The organism is Bartonella sp. AP36NXGY (assembly GCF_042195865.1).
In the GTDB taxonomy this organism is placed as follows: Bacteria; Pseudomonadota; Alphaproteobacteria; order Rhizobiales; family Rhizobiaceae; genus Bartonella.
Window position 1 is genome coordinate 1 of record NZ_JBHIPD010000017.1, and the last position, 20029, is coordinate 20029.

At 38.2% G+C, this 20029-nt stretch carries 12 protein-coding genes and 2 pseudogenes; 7 read left to right on the forward strand and 7 right to left on the reverse strand.

Annotated elements, in window-relative coordinates; genetic code table 11:
* Nucleotides 1–474: 474 nt before the first annotated feature.
* The 5 genes and pseudogenes from ACFINX_RS07365 to ACFINX_RS07385 all read right to left on the reverse strand — a co-directional run bounded on the left by ACFINX_RS07365 (nt 475) and on the right by ACFINX_RS07385 (nt 10210).
* Nucleotides 475–5448, reverse strand: a complete 4974-nt coding sequence (locus ACFINX_RS07365; RefSeq protein WP_375668561.1) for a DEAD/DEAH box helicase — start codon at nt 5446–5448, stop codon at nt 475–477.
* A 585-nt stretch (nt 5449–6033) separates the two neighbouring features.
* Nucleotides 6034–7641, reverse strand: coding sequence for a YfjI family protein (locus ACFINX_RS07370; RefSeq protein WP_375668562.1), 1608 nt, complete (start codon nt 7639–7641; stop codon nt 6034–6036).
* Nucleotides 7642–7653: 12 nt separating this feature from the next.
* Nucleotides 7654–8553, reverse strand: a complete 900-nt coding sequence (locus tag ACFINX_RS07375; protein WP_375668563.1) for a toprim domain-containing protein — start codon at nt 8551–8553, stop codon at nt 7654–7656.
* A gap of 99 nt (nt 8554–8652) precedes the next feature.
* Nucleotides 8653–8853 carry an AlpA family transcriptional regulator gene (locus ACFINX_RS07380; RefSeq protein ID WP_015856773.1) on the reverse strand — a complete coding sequence of 67 codons (201 nt, stop codon included), beginning with the start codon at nt 8851–8853 and terminating at the stop codon, nt 8653–8655.
* A 177-nt stretch (nt 8854–9030) separates the two neighbouring features.
* A pseudogene (locus ACFINX_RS07385) lies at nt 9031–10210 on the reverse strand (tyrosine-type recombinase/integrase).
* 226 nt (nt 10211–10436) lie between these two features.
* Here ACFINX_RS07385 and ACFINX_RS07390 point away from each other — a divergent pair.
* Nucleotides 10437–10817, forward strand: a complete 381-nt coding sequence (locus ACFINX_RS07390; protein WP_375612292.1) for a helix-turn-helix domain-containing protein — start codon at nt 10437–10439, stop codon at nt 10815–10817.
* 1263 nt (nt 10818–12080) lie between these two features.
* Nucleotides 12081–13112 carry an aspartate-semialdehyde dehydrogenase gene (locus ACFINX_RS07395; RefSeq protein WP_375668564.1) on the forward strand — a complete coding sequence of 344 codons (1032 nt, stop codon included), beginning with the start codon at nt 12081–12083 and terminating at the stop codon, nt 13110–13112.
* 333 nt (nt 13113–13445) lie between these two features.
* Here ACFINX_RS07395 and ACFINX_RS07400 read toward each other — a convergent pair whose 3' ends face one another.
* Complete coding sequence (locus tag ACFINX_RS07400) at nt 13446–14084, reverse strand: SH3 domain-containing protein (RefSeq protein WP_375638766.1); 639 nt, start codon at nt 14082–14084, stop codon at nt 13446–13448.
* A gap of 503 nt (nt 14085–14587) precedes the next feature.
* Here ACFINX_RS07400 and ACFINX_RS07405 point away from each other — a divergent pair.
* From ACFINX_RS07405 to ACFINX_RS07420, 4 genes and pseudogenes are all read left to right on the forward strand, one after another.
* Nucleotides 14588–15406, forward strand: coding sequence for a MetQ/NlpA family ABC transporter substrate-binding protein (locus ACFINX_RS07405; protein ID WP_375612289.1), 819 nt, complete (start codon nt 14588–14590; stop codon nt 15404–15406).
* Nucleotides 15407–15433: 27 nt separating this feature from the next.
* Nucleotides 15434–16468, forward strand: coding sequence for a methionine ABC transporter ATP-binding protein (locus ACFINX_RS07410; RefSeq protein ID WP_375613642.1), 1035 nt, complete (start codon nt 15434–15436; stop codon nt 16466–16468).
* The gene (locus ACFINX_RS07415; RefSeq protein ID WP_375609233.1) at nt 16461–17120 is read left to right on the forward strand and encodes a methionine ABC transporter permease; all 660 of its coding nucleotides are present in this window, start codon (nt 16461–16463) and stop codon (nt 17118–17120) included. The genes ACFINX_RS07410 and ACFINX_RS07415 overlap by 8 nt, the downstream gene beginning before the upstream one ends.
* Before the next feature lie 451 nt (nt 17121–17571).
* A pseudogene (locus tag ACFINX_RS07420) lies at nt 17572–17866 on the forward strand (integrase); the annotation flags it as partial.
* A gap of 171 nt (nt 17867–18037) precedes the next feature.
* Here the strand turns inward: ACFINX_RS07420 and ACFINX_RS07425 are convergent.
* Nucleotides 18038–18517 carry a MaoC family dehydratase gene (locus tag ACFINX_RS07425; protein ID WP_375612287.1) on the reverse strand — a complete coding sequence of 160 codons (480 nt, stop codon included), beginning with the start codon at nt 18515–18517 and terminating at the stop codon, nt 18038–18040.
* A gap of 163 nt (nt 18518–18680) precedes the next feature.
* Here ACFINX_RS07425 and ACFINX_RS07430 point away from each other — a divergent pair, with 163 nt between their 5' ends.
* Nucleotides 18681–20015 (forward strand): NAD(P)H-dependent oxidoreductase, encoded by a 1335-nt coding sequence (locus tag ACFINX_RS07430; protein ID WP_375668565.1) that lies wholly within the window; start codon nt 18681–18683, stop codon nt 20013–20015.
* Nucleotides 20016–20029 lie beyond the last annotated feature (14 nt).

The window sequence follows — 20029 nt, forward strand, 5'->3', positions numbered from 1 at the left end:
TCTTTCAAATAAACAACCTATATTAAACATAACACATAAATACAATTTTTAATATATATCTAAGAGGGTTTTGTAGGGGTTTTGGGGGTTTTAAAAACAGACAAAACCTATAAGTAATATAAGAAAATGAATATACATAACTCTGTTTAAACAAAGCTTTTGAAAAGGATAAAGCTATCATTTTAAATACGGTATAATCTCTTAAAGGCAATCCAAATAAGAGTATCTAAAAGTGCAAATGATTTCTTTTTAGAATAACGCATATAAACACTCCTTTTAAAGATTATAGGTAATCAATTCACAAGATGATACGTTTAAAGAATTTACAAAAGTCCATTAAAGGATTTCTGATAACGTAATTCTTTCCTATCTTAGTTATCTCATAACAGATGATAAAATAAACTTTTATTTAAACTAATACATAAGCGGCTTTAATAAGATTAGCATGCCCATTATGTGAGCATGCTTTATAAGTTATTCAGTTTCTCTAATTTCTAATTTTGGTAGGTTCTTAACAATTTTGATTGTCTCTAAACTTACAGTAATAACCCTTTGAAATAACTCTAGAGGGTAGGCAGGGTTGCCAACGGTTTCAACAGCATAGCGATTGGCATCATTGACAATACCACTCTTTTTATCAGTCTTAACGCATTGACGCCCCATAACCCATTCAAGAGCAGGCTTGCCATTGACGATATACTCATAAGCTTCAAGAGGGATATCTGTTATGGTAATATTGCTATTGTAAATAACAGTCGATTTATCCTTTTCCTTACTATTCTTAATTTTTGCGAATTTCATTTCAGTCACATAATAGAATTTTTCGAGATTAGAGATTTCTGTCTGTTTTGGATTACCCTTTTTAAAGATCACGGGATAAGGCTCTACATCTTCATAATTCACGTGCAAATGACCTAGTTCACGTCCTGCTGTTACAAATTTCCAAAAGTCATCAGCACTCTTTACACACGGGATACGAGGCAATTCTTTAGAGAGGTTATCAGCATAACGAGCACGATAATCTTCCGAATGTAACAATCCGTAGACGTAATAGAACAAATTATCTTTAGTGATTTTTTCATTCGGATAAGCCGCTTGAAAATGGGCTAATCCTTCATCAGTAATGGCATCACGCCTCTGTAAACCAACTGTTTTACTTTCTTCTGTAGAATTCGCAAATAAATGAGATTGTTTTTCATTTTTGTCTCTTGAAACCGGAGCATCTTCATAGAAATATCGTGGAAAGCATTGACTAGCATTCATCACACCTAAATCAGGCAAATTCTTAGTCATAAGTGCAGAAAAGCCAACCATTGCTCCTATGCCTGTAACTTGTATGATTTTATTTTCAACCGCTTTCTCCATTGGGAATATACGCGGCGTTTGGTAAACTCTCTCATTGAAAGTACGATTATAATAAAGCCACTGTCGTGTAAAAGGGCGATATAAACTTTGCGTGAGGCATGCATCTTCGAATTTAAGAATTTTTCCTCTTACCAATTCTTGTTTAACATTATGGCTCCAGCTAATCTTGCTCTCATCTGCATTGATGAAATTGTTTACAGCATTTGCACGTATTTTATGATCAGCATGTGGATAGGCATCATTAAAACGTTCTACTTCGCTATTATAGAAAGTAATCATATTATGCATATTATTTTCTAAAATCTTATAGCTTGAGTTATATGCCCAAGCATCACGGTTTGTTTTTAGACCACAGGAATAAATTTTAAAGAGCTTTTTATCATGTCCTTTTTTAACACCTATAGCTAAAAATTTTTTAAAACTGTCATCACGTTGCTTTATCCAATCCCCATGCTTATCCGGTGTAATTATTTGCCAACCTTGTTTACTCCGTGTAATACCATCAATGCTTTCAAGGGATTCAATCATTGTAAGCTTTTCTTGCCTCGTGAGATAGTCTCCAATATCACGAAAATATATCTTACCACGCTGTTGTGCATTTGGATTTTTTACGAGAATAGAGATAGCTATGGGAGCACGAGATCCTTCACCAAAAATTCCACCACTTTCTTTCTTACGTTGTTCTCCAGAAGTCCGAGCATTTCCCCGTAAATGGAAAATATAAAGGCTGCTAAATTCCTCAACGAGGCATTTTCGTAAACCATCCATAGAGTGCCCACTAACAAAGCTTGCGTTTGTGACAAAACCAATAATACCATGGTCTTTTATACGGTCACTTGCCCAGCGGATAGCACGGATATAACTGTCATAAAGTGCTCGTATATTCGTTACTTTCGATTGAGCAGCATAAGTTTCACTGATCCGTTTATCTAAAATAGGATAAGAAGTATTCTTTGCATTATCGTTTTCGCTCTTTTGCCCCACGGAATAAGGAGGATTGCCGAAGATAACTTCAATATTGAGGTTTTTCTGAAGTTCTAAATATTCACTGTTTTCCTCTAATAAACCTTTCATCAAATCTTGTTTTTCAAGCATCCGAAACGTATCAGCCAAACCAATATGCTTGAATGGGATATAATTCTCTTTCATCAAACTATGATAGGTCGATTCAATGTTAATCGCTGCTATGTAATAGGCAAGCAAAACAATCTCATTGGCATGGATATCATGACGGAACTTATATTCCATATCCTCTGGTTTTATGAGCTTTGATTGTAAAAGCCTTGTGATAAAGGTACCCGTTCCAGTGAAAGGGTCAAGAATAGAAACTCCACGTGACCCCAAGCTTTTTCCAAACTCATTACGCAACACATCATCAACAGAATGAATGATAAAATCCACGACCTCAACGGGGGTATAAACAATCCCAAGCCTATCCGTGGTTTTCTTAAATGCCTTGGTAAAAAAATCTTCGTAAAGCTTGATAATAAGATTTTGTCTTGCCTGTGGTTCTGTAATGCCAGAGGCACGGAACTTTACGCTGTCATAAAACTCTTGTAATTCCTTGGATTCTTCCTCAATATTTGTTTTATCAAGTTCTGTTAAGATTTTTTCCATTGCTTGCGAAATGGCATTATTTTGTACAAATTCATTGCCTTCAAACAAGGCTTCAAACACGGGACGCGTCACAAGATGTTGCGCTAACATCTCAATCGCTTCTTCTTGCTTTATCTCACTGTTTAAGTTGTTTTTTAATTCCTTATAAAACGCATCAAAGGCATGATAAGCTCCGCTTGTTTGATCAGAAAGCAGAGTTTGAAGGCGTGTGATATGGTTTTGTGCAATCTCAGCAACATTGTTCGCCCAAATGCCCCAATAATCACTCATAGTAGATTTTTTAACAATCAGTGTTTTGAGAGCATTGGGAAACTCAACAAAAAAGGGTAATCTTCCTGTTACGCTATGACTATGTTGCGGTTCATGAGCTTGTGTCCCAATACAAAGTCCGGATTTTTCTGATTTTTCGTGGAGCGGGATTTCGTCAATAACCGTGGTGACATTCTCTAATTCGGTCTTTTTAGAAACTGTAACAATGTCGATGATAGAGCTTACGTCTTGTCCTAAGACCATCTGGTTAAGGGTTTTACTAAAATTCTCATCATGGGCAAGCAAAGCATTGAGAACTTGCCAGACAACACTGTATCTCTTATTGTTTTTTAATGCCTCTTCTGGTGAAACACCAGCAGGAACACCAACCGGCAAAATGATATAGCCCATCTTTTTGCCTTTTGCACGACGCATCACACGTCCTACCGCTTGTATCACATCCACTTGGCTTTTACGCGGGTGTAAAAACATAACCGCATCAAGGGAAGGAACATCAACACCTTCTGAAAGGCAGCGTACATTGGTTAATATACGGCAGACATTCTCACCCGCATCTTCTTTCAACCAATCAAGTTTTATCGTACGGTTTTTGGCACCAGATTTTCCATTAATATGATCTACTTGACAGTTAAGAGGGGGAATATTTTTATGGTTTTCATGAAGATCACGTAAATCTTTCTTAACTTCTTCATCGTTGAATGTTCTACATATGCGTTCAGAAGTATCAATATCTCTACAAAAAGCCAAAGCCCGGTGCATGGGTCTTGTATCATCCCCAAGATCAATTTTCAGATCCATTTTGGTAAGAGCTTGATAACAACCCATGATCTTTGTTCTATCATCAAGAATAAGTTCATAATTCTCATCTGTCATCAGATGCTGGATAGATTTACTCACTTCTCCTTCATCAACACCTAAAACGATAATCTTGTAAGGCGTTAAAAGTCCATTCTTTACAGCATGGGAGAAACTATAAGAATAAAGGATTTTTCCATAGAGCTCTTCATCATCCATAGAAGCCAGAACGGCATTGATCTCATTGGCTTTCTTTTTGGCATCATCGGTAAAGATCTTGGGCGTTGCTGTCATATACAGACGTTTTTTGCTTTGAATGATGCTGTTATCGTGAACCTTGATAAAATCAGATTCATTGTCCTCTGTTCCCAATGAAGCCCCAGTGGTTCTATGGGCTTCATCACAGATGATTAGATCAAATTCGGGTAAATCATGGTTTTTTTGCGCATCCGAAATCACTTGGATCGAATGGTAGGTAGCAAAGACCACTGTCATGGCATCAGGAGAAGTCTTATTGGCTTTTTCTCCAAGCTTTTGAGAATCTGTTGTTGCTGGTAGAGCGAGATCCGAGACATCGAGTTCGGCAGCATCATCTTGGGCTTTACGACGCTTGCCAACTTGTGTATCAGAACACACCGCAAAGGAACGCAAGGGGATTGCTGTATCTGCTGTCCATTCTCTTATTGTTTGTGACATTAAAGAAAGAGAGGGGACAAGGAATAAAACACGTTTACCTTGACCAGCAAGAGTTTCTGCTATCTTCAGACTGGTAAAGGTCTTTCCCGTTCCACACGCCATAATCAGCTTGCCGCGGTCTGCTTCTTGTAAACCGTCACAAACAGCTTTAAGCGCTTCTTGTTGATGATCTAAAAGCTTTTTCGGTTCTTTTTTCTTAAGAGTAGCTTCCCCTTTGCTTTCAAAGGTTGACCAATCTATTTGACTGTTTTCCAGATCAAAAAGATTAATCCGTTGAATGCGGACTCCTTGTCCCTCACAGGTGAGATCGGCATTGTTACTCCAATTACCTTCAGTGCTATCAACCAGAATACGGCGTGTGAAGATCTTTTTTCCTGAGGCAGCAATAAAGCTATCAATATCTTCCTTCTTGATTTGATGATTTGCACTATAAAACTTACATTGAATAGCGGCATATCCTTCTTCATCACGAATTTTAGCAACCAGATCAATGCCGATATCACGCCCATCTTCTCCATGCTCTTTTGCCCATTCACAATAGGTTTGAACCTTTTCATATTCTTGGCATTGTAGAGGGTCTTGCGTCAAATAAGCAATTACAAACTTTTCAAAAGAAGTTCCTCTATCGCGCGCACTTTCTGTATGATCACGGTAGGATTGTAACAGAGAGCGTAATGTCAGTGGTTTGTTATGAGATTGAAGCATTTATAATAAAACCCCACCGCTTTATAAGCGTTGATCTATCGGTGTTAAAAAACTTTAAATAGAATCCGCTAGATCTATTTAAAGCAAATAGCAATAATAAAATAAAAAAAGACCCACAACCTGCTTAAAAAGAAATTTTATTAAAGGCTACTTATCCACAGCCTATGACATGAGGTAAGATCAGCAAAATAGTGAAATTTGCTGTTCGTTTTATGGAAAAAAGACAAATTTGATATGTGCTTTTAAGATATCAGAATGTATGTTTTGATAGGCTTTTATTGCTTGCTTTGTAAGAAAGATAAAAAGCATATACCCCCCCTATACCCCCAAAACCCCTACAAAACCTATGCTATAAGTTGAATTTACAGGTTGTAATGTTGATATAGATTGTTTTTTGAAAAGTTGATAAAAATTAACATATTGAAATATAATGACTTTTATTTTGATTTTTAAAATATATAAAGAGGGGAATAAAAAGCACCTCCAAAACCCCCAAAACCTCCAAAACCAATAGATGGGAAATGTTTTGAAGGTTTCATTTTATGAATACATAAGTTATATGTTTTATTGGAATTTAAAATTCATTCATTGAAATGTTTTATGACTTTTCACTAAGGGGTGCCATTCATAACGTATGGTAGGTCGACCGCCTTGGGAGTTATTCTCTCCAGAGATTTCACGAATATAGTTACAACGACATAAAAGCTCTAAAGCTTGCTTCACAGCTTCATTGTCTTTTAAACATTTCCAATCACGTTTATAAACATCCCGTGCAGTAAAAACATTAGGTAAATAATCACAGCGCTTGACAAGCAAGTTTGCACTTTCTGTTGCTAATGTATCATGCGCCGCATAAAGACGTTTGGCATGACTTAACAGATATTTTTCCCAATACAAGGCTCTCTCAAGAGCATTTCTATTGATTTCAAAACGACCCCCTTCGGTCAATTCAAAAATCAACGCAAGTGTTGGTATGGTTTTATCCATTTTCAAAAGATACGATTGTAAATTTGTAGAGAAATGACCACTATTTATTTTTTTCTGAAAATTTTCCCACCATACACGAAACATTTCTTGAGCTTCAGCAGAAAAGCGTATGGTTATCGGATGCTTTGGTGAGCCTAACGGTTTATCATAAAGAGAACGAAAGACCCCTTGATAGCTTTCCCATACCTTTTGATTGGGAGGTCTATCCGTCCATAACCGCTTTTTTCGTTCGTCGGGCCATACAATCATTTGAAATCGTTGCATGAAACCATCATCATTTATTCCATGGCACATGGCTTGAATAATGGGAATAATGCGTGAGGGTTGAATGCCCCCAATAATGGAAATGGTTGCATTGGGAATATGAATGGTTCCACGTTCAATACGGTCATAGGTGTATGACGTATTGCCATTAAAAGCTGTTAGATAAAAGGCACGGTCTGTTTGGTATTCCTTTCTTTCCATATTAGCTAAAAACCCAGCCAATTCATCTCGTACCATCAAGAGACCACGGGGGTTTTCTTTTAAGAGTTCCCCAAGCTTTTCGACAGTCACATCGTTGACAATAAGACGTCGTTTATCAAGAGTGTTATCATCACTTTCTTTGTGTTCAATAGATTGTGAAAGAAGGGCAAGGGCTTGTTCCTCATCTTGATCTTTGAGTGCTTTATAGGCTTGTTTTTTCTTTTCTCGTTTATCTAATTCAATAAGAATATCTTTCTTTTCTTGCTGTTCTTTCTTCTTTAACCATTCTTGATGCCATTCCTCTTGAAAGGCATAGAGAGGAGTTAAAGCGGCTTGCATGGTAGGTGTTTTGAGTGTTGAAGGTTGCCCCACAAGAGCACCCCAGAGATTAGGAACAATTTTCCAATTATTATCATGTTTTTTGGGAGCGATACGCACGCCATTTCCAATAACAGCAGCCAATCCACATAAAGCAGAGATAGCAATAAAATCGATAGAAGATTGTTGAAGATCGGCAACCTCATAAATATAGTCCATTAATGACATTGGCAACTGTAATAAGCTAAAAGGCTCGACAGGTAAGAGAGCCGTAGCAATCGGTTTTAATTGCCCCCAACCATTTTGTTGCAAGGCTTGTTCATAAGAAATGGCTTTTAAACAAGTATTTTCGTTTAAAGAGACATTATCGTTATCATTGACGGGAGTATTTTCATTATTGTTTTGTAAATTACTATCTTTCATAGTTTCCCTCTTTTAAGAAAGTAATACGTTATTAAAATCAGTTCCTTTTGGAGCTTGCATCATAAAGACCTCAAAGCCTTGGCTATAAGCACGCGCAGCGAGGTTAAAACCTGCTTTACGACCCGCATCATCACCGTCCATTGCAATGGTGAGACGGGCTTTTGTAGGGGGTAAATTCACACGCATCATGCCACTGGTTGAAAGAGAAGCCCATAAATCAACGGGCTCTGATAACAACCCAGACAGCAGAGACAGCCCCGTTTCAATGCCTTCACAAATAACCAGATGTTTGGGATTTTCTTGGCTTAAATGCACCCCACCACCCATTACAGATCCCAACATGGCTTTTGCTGGTCTTTGATCTGTTTTGCAGCCATTGGCTTGTAAAAAGGTTCTATGAATGGCGAAAGAGCCAGCGCCCTTAACAAGAGCAACCAACGCGGGCAGTGTAACCCCAGAGGGGTGCGAACATTTGTCGTAAAAGCGTAAATCAGGAGGCAAATCACATGTAATACCCCGCATACGTAAATAGGTTTCTGCTAAAGTGTTTTTAATTGGTTGGCTTTGTTGCCAAATTGCTTTTGCTCTCTCTGCTTTCTGTTTTGCTCGTTTGAGATCAGCACAAAACTGTTTTGAGAAAGAGAGCGTCTGATCATAAGCTTGTTTTCCAAGCAATCCAATTCTAATAAGCGCTTGTATGATCTCTCTAAAAGAGCAGCCAGCATAACAATAGAGTAAAAGACGCCCATCATGTCCATTGGCAAGGGATAAGCTAGGCAGCCTATCATCATGAGCAGGGCAACGGGCTGTTCCATAACGCCCATGCCAAACTCCACGTAATGCACAAGTAATTTTTTGAGCTGTTGTATGCAATGCATAAGCATCGCTTGTTGTAGCATTTGTAAAATGCATAAAATCCCTTCCTGCTACTTGCATTACAGGACAGATTCTGTTATTTCGGGATTTGCGAAAGTCGAAATACTTTGTCTGTCCTATAAGGCGAAGTTTTCTTTAGGCGGCGTCGTTGCCACGTTGGTTTTTTGCCTTTTCGATTACATCGCAAAGGTCAGATTGTAACCAGCGCGCTAAGGAACCAATCTTTAAAGGCTTTGGTACCGAGCCATCAGCGACCCGCCGCCAAAGTGTTGAAACGCTTATATTAAGTAGTTTTGCACTCTCACGTACTGTGAGGAGTGGTCCGTTTGGAATCATGGAATCCCCTTTATATTAAATGATAGAATCACTGTTTATTAACTATATATAAATAGCAATTCGTAGCAAACTTTTCCAGCAAAAAAAACAATATCTTGTGATTTTTTATCAAGAGAAGCAATAATTTGTGATTGTATTATCCGTTATGGATAAAATAAGGAAAATGGAGACATAGAGCTATCCACAACTTTTATTGTTTTGATCAGTAACATAAGAAGCCCATCTATCCATAAAAATACGACGCTGTTCTAAATAGTCTGTGCGACGATAGGCACGCTCCACTTTTCCCCCAACCGTATGACCTAGAATGGTTTCAGCGACCTCATAAGGGGCATTGGTTGTTTCTGCGAGCCAATCACGTAAACTAGAGCGAAAACCATGCGGACAGGCTTCAAGTCCTGTTTTTTTCATGTATTGTAACATGCTGTTCTGTGCAAGGGGACCACGACCGGTTGCAGAAAAAAGAAACCCATTACGAGATAAAAGGCGTGCTTGTTTAATCACTTTTAGTGCTTCTGATGATAAAGGAACGCGGAATTCTTCTGTAGCATCGCGTCGTCCTTTCATACTTTCAGCAGGAATGGTCATATATCCCCATCAATCTGATCTTTATGCATATAGCGCAAAGGACGTGTACGAACGCCTGTAAGAATAAGCAAACGCAAAGCCAGTTGTGTCATTGTTGTTGTTTTGCAGAGTGACTGATAAAGGCAGGAACATCTTTCCAATCCATTGCTGGTAAATTTTGTGCTTTATGGCGTTGTTTCCCTAAGAGAGCCCGTGCTTTTATCGTTGCTTGTAAATCAACATCCAGCCCCAAAGCAGCAGCATGTTTGAGACAAATATTAAGACGATTTATTGCTTTCTCTGCGGTTGCAGCTTTTGCATGCCAGATGGGAGCAAGAACATTGCGTATCTCTGTTTGTGTAATTTCTGAAATAGGAATACAGCCTAATTTGGGGAGAGTATAAAGTTGTAAAGGTAGAAACCAATTCCCAGCCTTGCCATCTCCTTTTAATTCAGCTTTACGACTTTCAAAAGCATCTAAGGCAATGTCTTTTAAATAATGGAGATTACTTATTGCCTCACGCTTTTGTTTGTCACGTTCTTTAATGGGATCACGCCCCTCATGCAAAACAGAACGCCATTGATTTGCTAATTCACGGGCTTTTTTTAAAGAAACATTTCGCAACGCACCCAAGCCCATTTCGCGGCGCCGACCATGAATGGTATAACGATAAAGCCATTGAGCACCACCATCTTTACGCTTATGGAGAAGCAAGCCGGCACCATCATTATATTTGCCAGCCCCCAATGTTGCGACAGCCCTTGCATTAAGACGATTCATAAGAACCATTTTTACTCCTTTCTTGTACAATTTTTACCCACACACCAGCCCCGCTTTTGACGTGCAAGCAAGTGATATTAATTGATTCAATCTGAGAGGGTTTGTGATGAGAAAATCTTACTATATTCGGAGTTATGATTCAAGTTGAAAAAGGATGATTTATTATTATAAATCAATGTGTTGCCAGACTCCGGAATACCAATGCGAGGGCGCTCGCAACCGGTGGGGACATCAAGTGAAAGCCAAAAATCTACATTTTTACGATATTTCTTTAGGCAAAAAAATTCGCTTCAGAAGAAACGTCATGGGGTTTTCTCAAAAACAATTAGGAAGTCATTTAGGCGTAACATTCCAACAAATCCAAAAGTATGAAAAAGGCTTAAATCGCGTAAGTGCAAGACGTTTACAGGAAATTGCTCATATATTAGATGTTCCCGTTTCCTTCTTTTATGCTGATGGCGCAAAAAAAGAAGAGAACCTCTATCATTGTGATGACAGAATAGCAAGCAAAGCAGAATATTTACTTTTAAAAAATTTCAGAATACTGACCCGCAAAAAACAAAGAGCAATTTTGCAGTTGATTTCTGATGAAAAAAATAACCCCTTATTTTCATAAGTTCATTGCAAAGATAATCAAAGTCCTTAATAATATTGACAAGAATTGTGACTGTCTCCCCACACTTCATGAGAATGAAAATGCTTAATCTAATCTGATTTGTAAATAATCCGAATTCTAACGAGTTTAACTTAGAAATAGTGCATTGATTTATAATGATAATCTAACGTTATTGATATTGAATAAGTGTTCCGAATATCGTAAAATTCTTTCATTTCAAACGTGTTCTATATTGAATCAATCAAAATCACTGTTGGCACATTACAAGCAAAGTTGGCGTGTGAGTAAAAACGTACAAAAAGGCATACCTCTTATTGAATCGTCTCACAAACCAAGAGCTGTAACGACATTGTGTGCTGAAAAAATGGATGATGGTGCTAACTTGCTCTTTTATTAAACGTAAATATGGGAGTGTTCAACGGCTGACTTTCCACTCATATAAGTCACTTAAAAAAGGCTTGCCAAACAAGCCTAAGAATATTCCCACACACTAAAAAACACTTAAATATATCGAGAAAGCTTAAAGATCATATACCATCATACTCCAAATAATGATATTTTATAGCATAACAGGATTAAAGTAAAAATAAGAAATATAAATTAAAAATAGACACGAAAAACTATATGTATAACTTTCATAAGAATTTATCTATATATGGATACTTAAGTTTATCCTGTTGTGCCATAAATTCTATCATTTAAGGTATGAGGATATGAAGCACGCATACCTCCTTGAAACATTCAAATGTTTTTTAGATGCCCAATATCTTTTTAAATATTTTTAGGCCTGCTTGTTGAGCCTTTAGTTTAAGTGAAAAATGAGAAGCCGCTAGAATCTAGCTGTTTACAGACTGTAATAGAAAGCTTCGCTTTTAAAGGCATAGGGAGAAAATCAAATAATTCAACAATTAACAGATAAAGTATAAAAAGATTCCACCAACGCGATACGTAATACCATCTTTAAAAAATTCAAAAGTGTGAAGGTACACATTGACAGAAGATAAGGAATTCACTTAATTAAAGTGTTTTCTAAAGAGATAATAGCTTAGCGTAAAATATTCAATTTTTTCAATTCTGAAAGATTAAAAGAGACGTATTATTTGAAATAAAACAATTTATTGTGCTAATGATGATGATTGGTGTGCACAAAATTGAGTTGTTGAAAATCAAAAATATAATTTAATGATGTTCCTTGACCAACTCACTCTCTCCTGAGTATAGCACGGGGAATAAACGTGGAGAGACATGAGGAGTATATAGAAAATGAGTTATAAAGTTGCAATTGTCGGCGCAACCGGAAATGTTGGTCGTGAAATGCTTACAATTTTAGAAGAACGTGGTTTTCCTGCACATGAAATCGTCCCTCTAGCATCACGACGCTCATTAGGACAAGAAGTTTCTTATGGAGATAAAACTTTAAAAGTAAAAGCACTGGATACTTACGATTTTTCTGACACAGATTTTTGTCTTATGTCTGCGGGAGGGAGCATTTCCAAAGAATACGCCCCTAAAATTGCTGCTGCCGGCTGTGTCGTCATCGATAATTCCTCCACGTGGCGCTATGATGCCAATGTTCCGTTGATAGTCCCTGAAGTCAATGGCGAAGCTATAAATGCCTTTTCTAAGCGTAATATTATAGCAAATCCTAATTGTTCAACAATTCAACTGGTCTTAGCTTTAAAACCTCTCCATGATGCTGCAATCATTAAACGTGTTGTTGTCTCTACATATCAGTCTGTTTCTGGAGCTGGTAAAGAAGGAATGGACGAACTTTTCGAACAATCACGTGCAGTTTTTGTTGCAGACCCAATTACATCAAAAAAATTCACTAAACGCATTGCCTTTAATGTCATTCCTCATATCGATGTTTTCATGGAAGATGGTTATACAAAAGAAGAATGGAAAATGACGGTTGAGACGAAGAAAATTCTCGATCCGAAAATTAAATTAACAGCCACTGCTGTTCGGGTCCCTGTCTTTATCGGTCATGCCGAAGCCGTCCATGTTGAATTTGAAAAACCACTAAGCGCATCTGAAGCACAAGCGCTCCTCCGCGATGCACCAGGCTGTCAGCTTATCGATAAACACGAAGATGGTGGTTATACCACACCTTATGAAGGTACCGGAGAAGATGATACCTTTATTAGCCGTGTTCGTGAAGATATCACCGTTGAAAATGGTTTAGCTTTCTGGGTTGTCGCCGATAATTTAAGAAAAGGAGCAGCATTGAATGCCGTTCAAATTGCTGAATTGCTCATTTCTCGTAATTTGATAAAGCCTAAGTCGATAAATTAATCATCTCCCTGTCCGACAGGACAAGGAACCTTATACAAAGCCGGTCTGTTAAAAAGTCCGGCTTTTTTAACAGCTTCCCTCTAACACCATCTTAAAAGGTTATTATTTCAAAGCATTGGCAAATTCCACTCTGAATATTCTCAGCTCTCTCTGCCTTAAAGAATGAAGCTCTCTCCCTGCACCGATCTGAACACAATCGCGCTTTTTAAGGAGCTTGCACTAATATCCACCTTAATGCCGCTTTACGAAACAGCAAGATCAGCAGCGGAAAGCATTTTTTGCTTCATGCTGCTGATCCTTTTTGTCATTCCGGTTGTAAAATTAACTTTACCCTTATCGAGCAGGATAGGTCACGACACGGTAACGCGTTTCATTACGTTCAAAATTTTTGTAATTGACATTATCAGGAAAGGAGGGATTATAAGCACTCACGTGCTTTACAGAAACGCCTTGTGCTTTTTGCGACGGATTTAAAATTGTTCGTTCATCCCTTTTTTTAACACCTGTAGAATCGATAATCATATCTGTTCTGTATAGTTTTTGCATATTTTTCCGTGTTTTTTGAATCGCCGGAAGAGCTTTAAAGTCGGAAACAGCCTGTTTTACTTTTTCTTTTGGCGATTTTACCATGGATTTTGATTTTGCTGGCATCTTTTTAAAAGCAATGGTAGGAACATTGTTAACATTGACGTAACGTGCAGATGCCCAACCAACTTTTCCATGATAACCAAGAGAACACCAAGTTTTATTGGATAGGCAGCCATAAATTTGCACTTTTGCTCCCATTGGAACCATTGCGATAACTTTATAAGCTGTCGCAGGGCCTGTGCGTAAAGATACCTGACCTGATGCAACACGAGCAACTGTTCCTGTAATGGTTCCAGCTTGTGCGTGAAAAGCAGTCACAGCCACCCCTGACGCTCCTAAAGCCCATAAAGTCATCATTGTTGATAAAAATTTCTTTCTTAACATTATTTTTCTTCCTCTCTTAAAACGTATGAAGGGCAAAAATTCGCCTTTGCAAAAATTTGCCGCGTTTAAATCCAATGATCAGCAACCTTTATTCCCCCCAATCCCCCACAACATTGCAACAAAATTTCTCTTTATCGCCTACACGAACACGGCCTTTTGATCTTGATTGCGCAGTATGTTCTTCATGAATTTACGGCTAAAGCATCATCTGATTGTCCGGTTCTTCAACCAATTGTCCCTTACAGAAGTTTTTAAAGGGGCATTGGTTCCCTCAACAAATGATTGCAATAAAAGAATTAATTATTTGAATTTCAGAGAATTTCTATGAACAAATGATGATCAGCCCCCAAAACAAATAAAATAGAAGGAAAAATAATACTCTTTTAAAAATAAAAGTGATTGAATATTCTCTAAAGCTTGTATAACTTTAAATCTGCCTAAAAAATACAGAGTATATTGAAACTTCCCTCAAAAAAATTCTCGAAAAAGAAAGTTAAAAGCATATGACATTAAAAATTTTTTCTCGTAGTCGGATTATAGGATTATTCCTCTCTCTCTTTGCACTTTTTTTGTCTACTGCTTTTTCCATGGCCGCAGATAAATCAAAAATCAAACTTGGTATTATGGAAGGGCGGGATGCTATTATTTGGAAAACTGCTGCTGAACAGGCTAAAAAAGCCGGTTTAGATATTGAACTCGTTTATTTTTCTGATTACGCTTTGCCTAATGATGCTGTTAACGCAGGAGAGATCGATGCGAATGCTTTTCAGCACGCCCCTTATCTTAATGAACAAATGAAACAACGTGGCTATAAACTTTCAATTGTCGGCTATACATTTATTGCTCCAATCGGTGTTTACTCACACAAAATAAAAGACTTAAAAGATCTTCGTGATGGTGCACATGTTGGTATTCCGAACGACCCATCTAATGGTGGAAGAGCCTTACTTCTTCTTAATTCTTTAGGTCTCATTAAGTTAAAAGATCCTCATAATATTCTTGCATCTCCACTTGATATTATCGAAAATCCTAAAAACCTGCAAATTCGTGAACTCGATGCCGGTATGTTAGGACGAGCTATTGACGATTTTGACCTTGCAATTATAAACACAAACTGGGCTATTGTTTCCGGATTAAACTTCGAAAAAGATGTAGTCGCATGGGAGAGCGCAAAAAATAATCCTTATGATAATATCATCGTTGTACGCACGAGCGAAAAAGATGAACCATGGGTTAAAAAATTAGTTGCCGCTTACAACAACGATCTTATCCGTGCAAAAATCAAAGAGATTTTTGGCAATACCGCCCAAACATCTTGGTAATTGTGCCAAATATCCGAGTAATTGTGAATGGAAAAACCTACTCTTATCTCCTTAAAAAACATCAGCCGTTGTTTTAACAAAACGGCTGGTGTTCCGGTGATTAATAATCTCTCTTTAAATATCCATGCTGGTGAAATCCTTGGCATTATTGGGCGCAGTGGAGCAGGAAAATCAACACTTATTCGCTGTTTAAATGGGTTAGAGAAGATTGATGCAGGATCCATTTTTTTTGAAGATGTTGATATTTCTAATCTATCAGAGATAGAATGGGCGCCTTACCGTCAACGAATTGGGATGATTTTTCAACATTTCAATCTTCTCTCATCGCAGAATATTCTTGATAACATTGCATTGCCACTTAAATTAAGTGGTGTAAGTAAGAAACAACGCCACAAACGTGCCCTTGAACTGATTGAATTGGTTGGGTTATCTGGGAAAGAATATTGCTATCCGGCACAATTGTCCGGGGGACAAAAACAACGCGTTGGCATTGCTCGTGCGCTCGCTGCTAATCCTAAAATATTGTTATCAGATGAAGCCACCTCTGCTCTTGACCCTGAAACAACACAATCTATTCTAGAGCTCCTTGCTGATATTAATAAACACCTCAATCTCACGATTGTGCTCATCACCCATGAAATGGAAGTTGTGCGCACCATAGCGCATCGCGTTGTTGTTCTTAATCAGGGAAACATTGTAGAAGAAGGACGTGTGAAAGACATCTTTACATCACCGCAAGACGATACAACCATAGCCATGCTCAAGCTTGTAACCCCGCAACTTCCTGAAAAATTTGCGAAAAATCTCAAACCAATCGGACGAGAAGCTGTCATTGAAATTAATATTGCCGGTGAAATTGCCCAGCAGCCTTTTCTTCATCTTCTAGAAAATGAGAGTGGTTTAAAAGCACGTATTTTGCATGGTGGCATTGATACAGTTCAAGATGAAACCATCGGGAGACTCTTCTTGGCTCTTCCTGGAGAAGATAAAGAAGCTTTAGAAAAAGCTGTTCAATGGTTAACGAAAAAAGGACGATATTGTGAGGTCTTAGGCTATGTTTAATGTTCTGTCTCATGAACTTCCCCAAGCTGTTATTGATACAATATTGATGACACTTAGTGCTTCTGTTATGGCATTTATTATAGGGCTTCCCCTTGGTCTTCTTCTTCACACAACAGCACGCGGAGGGATTTTTTCCTCATCTCTCATCAATCGCCCTTTAAGCATGATCATTGACAGTATTCGTGCCATTCCCTTTATCATTCTTGCATTTTATCTTCTTCCCGTTACACGTATCGTTGTAGGAAGAGGGATAGGAATGCCTGCTGTAATTTTTATACTGACCATTTCAGCTATCCCTTTTTATGCACGCATGGCGGAACTCTCTTTTAAAACCGTTGAAAACGGTCTCATTGAAGCGATCCGCTCGATGGGTGCAAGTCGTCTTCAAATTATCAGACATGTTCTTATTCCTGAAGCTCTCCCTAGCCTGATTACAGGTTTTACAGTCATGGTCATTTCTCTTATAGGAGCCACCTCACTTGCTGGATATCTTGGTGGAGGCGGTTTAGGGGATATGGCAATCCGCTATGGCTACCAACGCTACAATACCTTCATCATGACCATCGTCATCATCCTTTTGATCGTGCTTAATATTACAACCCAATGGACTTCTGATAAAATCGTACAAAAACTTGATAAAACAAAACATTAAAAGACTTAGAATTTCACATGCCAATACCATCATCCCCTTTGCCACTTTCCAAGTGCACCAACCCTTGCCTATCGAAAACACTCATAAGAGATTAGAAACTTTTTTCTTAAACAGTTTTTATCTCTCCCCATCCGTTTGTAACATGAAAGAAAATAGTTTTAATGGCTTTAATATAAAAGAATATAAAAGGGGATAAAATAAGAGATCTCACAGTATGTGAGACTCTCTTTAAATTAAGACATTGACCACAACCTCTCCAAACCGTAGATAACACATTGAATTTATAATGATAATATGGCGTTATTCATATTGAACGAGAACTCTGAATACCGTAAGATCCTCTCATTCCCAATTTGTTCCATATAGAATCAACCAAAACCTCTCGCTTACACGTTACAAGCGGGAAGAGCCGTGTGAGTAAAACTATACAAGAAAGAAAGGCATGCCTCTTATGAATTATCTCAAGCGCCAAGACCTGTCTTAACATTGGCGGCTTATAATATGATGGTGCCAGCTTTCTTCTTCACAAGCATAAAGATAGGGGTGCTCAATGGCTTTATCGTTATACTATTCACAGGCGCCATTGCGAAATGGGCGTAACGAACGTTGAGAGATGTTGCTTTAAAATAAACCCGTGAATTGGCAACGCAAGTATATTCCATTTGAAGCGTTCTGTTTTACGTGATGGGTATGATCCCATTAAAGAACGCTATAAACAAAAGCGTGAAGCAATGCACTATCTTCATTAGGAAACTCCTCTTCAAAACGATCTAGGAAAGATAGCAACCTGCTATGGCTATCAACGCTATGATAGCTCCACCATATCTATTATCCTATAGATTATTCTCAATATCATCATTGAAGAAACTTCTAATAGAATTGTATAAAAATTTTATAAAATAAAGCACTCAAATAATCTAGATATTGGAAGGTTTTTCTTCCACAACAGCAACAATAAGCCATTGAGCTGTAAGAGCTGGTTTTTTTAACTTTTCAATTTCCACCGTAACCCCATAATGGAAAACCACTCGACCAGAAGGACGAATTTCTGCGTCGTCTAACACAAAACGCGCACGTATCCGTACCCCTGTTTTCACAGGACTCATGAAGCGTACTTTATCGAAACCATAATTAATCCCCATTGTGCTCCCTTCTAACTCTGGAAGAGCTTCATAAGCGAGCGTAGACAAAAGCGATAATGTTAAAAAACCATGAGCAATCGTGCCGCCAAAAGGTGTCTTTTTAGCCTTTTCCTCATCAACGTGTATCCATTGATGATCATCTGTAGCACATGCAAACTGATTAATCATATCCTGTGTAACAAGACGCCACTCCGATAATCCCACTTCTTTCCCAATAAAACTGGTGACATCTTGTACTGTTATTTTTTGCTGCATAACGCTATTCCTATTTTATTTGATAAAAGAAACCACCCCTCTTGCTTTTATAAAATCCATTGATTAGAGCATCAAGAATAAAAGATTAATTGTCTTAAAAACAAATGCACCTTATGAATGAGAAAAGTTCTTTAGCAGAGTAGTTTTCAAATAGGAAAAAAGAATGGCAAGCAATGTGAACCTAACAGGTTTAGCGCATGATTTGAAACAACGTGCAGAAAACCATCCCCCTATCCGTATTGGACTGATTGGTTGTGGTGAAATGGGCACAGATTTATTATCAAGTATTGCGCATATGGATGGTATAACAGTCGCTGCTGTAGCCACGAGGACACCGTCACGTATTTTTGATGCCGCTACACTAGCCTATGGCGAAGATGGACATGTCTGTGAAGTTGAAAATACTTATGCTCTCACCCAAAGCATTGAAAAGGGTTTGATTGCAGCAACAGATGATATTAACCTTGTTTTGCGCCATGAACAAATTGATATTATCGTTGATGCAACAGGCTATCCCGAAGCAGGAGCAGAGATTGGTATCAAAGCGCTTGAGAATAACAAACATCTTGTCATGATGAATGTTGAAGCAGATGTTACAATTGGCGCTTATCTCAAACATGAAGCAGAAAAACGAGGGCTCATTTATACACTTGGTGCCGGCGATGAACCTACTTCTTGTATGGAACTCATAGAATTTGTTTCAGCCCTTGGACATAAGATTGTTGCAGCGGGTAAAGGAAAAAATAATCCTCTGCGCTTTGATGCTACACCTGACGCTTACGAAGAAGAAGCATTCCGGCGTAATATGAATGTGCGCATGTTGGTTGAATTTATTGATGGTTCCAAAACGATGGTTGAAATGGCAGCCATTGCCAATGCCACCGGACTTCTCCCCGATTGCCCAGGAATGCATGGACCACGAGCAGCGCTACAAGATTTAAACAAAGTGCTTATTCCAAAACAAGATGGGGGCATTTTACAACAATATGGTGTTGTAGATTATTCAATAGGTCCAGGTGTTTCACCTGGTGTCTTTGTCATTGCCGAAATAGCACACCCGCGTTTACGCGAACGTATGGAAGATTTAAAAATTGGTCAGGGGCCTTACTTCACCTTTCATCGCCCCTATCATTTAACAGCAATGGAAGTTCCCCTCACCTGCGCACGTATTATGCTTTATGGCAAAAAAGATATGGTTCCTCTTAGCCATCCCGTAGTAGAAGTCTGTGCTGTTGCTAAAAAAGATTTACATCCAGGTGATCAGCTAGACTTTATCGGTCTTTATACTTATCGTGCTTGGATAATGAACATTGCAGAAGCACGCGCTCACCACGTCATTCCTTGTGGTCTTTTGGAAAAAGCAACAGTAACCGCTGAAATTAAAAAAAATGAACTCATTACAGTGCATAATACTGCTATTCGTGAAGATCAATGGATTGCACGTCTTCGTGCTAAACAAGACCTTTTACTTCATTGCCCTTCTTCCGCTAAGCTATAAGTACTCCTGAATTA

What these genes read in the sequence shown, in the direction of transcription:
- ACFINX_RS07370 (WP_375668562.1), bottom strand. Translation starts at nt 7,641, where the DNA reads ATGAAAGATAGTAATTTACAAAACAATAATGAAAATACTCCCGTCAAT.
- ACFINX_RS07430 (WP_375668565.1), top strand. Translation starts at nt 18,681, where the DNA reads ATGGCAAGCAATGTGAACCTAACAGGTTTAGCGCATGATTTGAAACAA.
- ACFINX_RS07400 (WP_375638766.1), bottom strand. Translation starts at nt 14,084, where the DNA reads ATGTTAAGAAAGAAATTTTTATCAACAATGATGACTTTATGGGCTTTA.
- ACFINX_RS07395 (WP_375668564.1), top strand. Translation starts at nt 12,081, where the DNA reads ATGAGTTATAAAGTTGCAATTGTCGGCGCAACCGGAAATGTTGGTCGT.
- ACFINX_RS07410 (WP_375613642.1), top strand. Translation starts at nt 15,434, where the DNA reads ATGGAAAAACCTACTCTTATCTCCTTAAAAAACATCAGCCGTTGTTTT.
- ACFINX_RS07365 (WP_375668561.1), bottom strand. Translation starts at nt 5,448, where the DNA reads ATGCTTCAATCTCATAACAAACCACTGACATTACGCTCTCTGTTACAA.
- ACFINX_RS07425 (WP_375612287.1), bottom strand. Translation starts at nt 18,517, where the DNA reads ATGCAGCAAAAAATAACAGTACAAGATGTCACCAGTTTTATTGGGAAA.
- ACFINX_RS07415 (WP_375609233.1), top strand. Translation starts at nt 16,461, where the DNA reads ATGTTTAATGTTCTGTCTCATGAACTTCCCCAAGCTGTTATTGATACA.
- ACFINX_RS07380 (WP_015856773.1), bottom strand. Translation starts at nt 8,853, where the DNA reads ATGATTCCAAACGGACCACTCCTCACAGTACGTGAGAGTGCAAAACTA.
- ACFINX_RS07405 (WP_375612289.1), top strand. Translation starts at nt 14,588, where the DNA reads ATGACATTAAAAATTTTTTCTCGTAGTCGGATTATAGGATTATTCCTC.
- ACFINX_RS07375 (WP_375668563.1), bottom strand. Translation starts at nt 8,553, where the DNA reads ATGCATTTTACAAATGCTACAACAAGCGATGCTTATGCATTGCATACA.